The 634-nt window shown below is 66.9% G+C and carries 1 protein-coding gene; it reads right to left on the bottom strand.

The annotated features are described in order from the left end of the window. Positions 1-147 precede the first annotated feature (147 nt). On the bottom strand, positions 148-543 hold the full coding sequence (locus F6Q13_RS19475; RefSeq protein ID WP_293059996.1) for a hypothetical protein: 396 nt from the start codon (positions 541-543) through the stop codon (positions 148-150). Positions 544-634: the final 91 nt, after the last annotated feature.

Raw genomic sequence — 634 nt, 5'->3', positions numbered from 1 at the left:
ACCGGCTGGCCTGGGCGGCGCTCAGCGGCTGTCCGGAACTGTTGGTGCGCGCCGCTTTCCACTACGTCCGCAGCGCAGTCACCGTCGTTCCCGAGGCACTGCCGAACGCGGACGAGCTCGCCGCACTGCTTACTGCGGATGATCGGGCTAAGCCGTGCGCCTGATCCGCAGCGCGGAGGTGACCATCGGGATCTGCAATGGCAACCGGGCCAGCGCGATCAGCCGCATCGGCCACGGCTTGCCCCACCACAGCCGCACCATGTTGAGGTTCGCCGGGAAGACCGCGACGAACAGCGCGGCCGCCATTAGCGCGCCGAATCGGCGGCTGCTCTTCGACAGCAGCAGCGTGCCGGTGATCACCTCGGCGATGCCGGACGTGTAGGTGTAGAACCGTTGGCTTCCCGGCAGTTCGACCGGAACGATGGCGTCGAAGGGCTTCGGTGCCAGCAAGTGCGTGATGCCGATACCGATCAGCAGCGTCGCCATGCGGTACGCGGGTGCCTGGTCGGCGTCGCGATGTGCTGTGGGCGCGATGGTGGTCATGGTTACATTGTGTCGTGCGCCGGCCGATGAAGGGGTGCTGTGGCCAGAGCTAGCTGGCGGAGCGGTTTCGACGAGACGTTGACCACCCAGC

Source organism: Mycobacterium sp., assembly GCF_008709575.1.
Classification (GTDB): Bacteria; Actinomycetota; Actinomycetes; order Mycobacteriales; family Mycobacteriaceae; genus Mycobacterium.
Note: the sequence above shows the minus strand (reverse complement) of the source record. Positions and strands in the feature narration are given on the sequence as shown.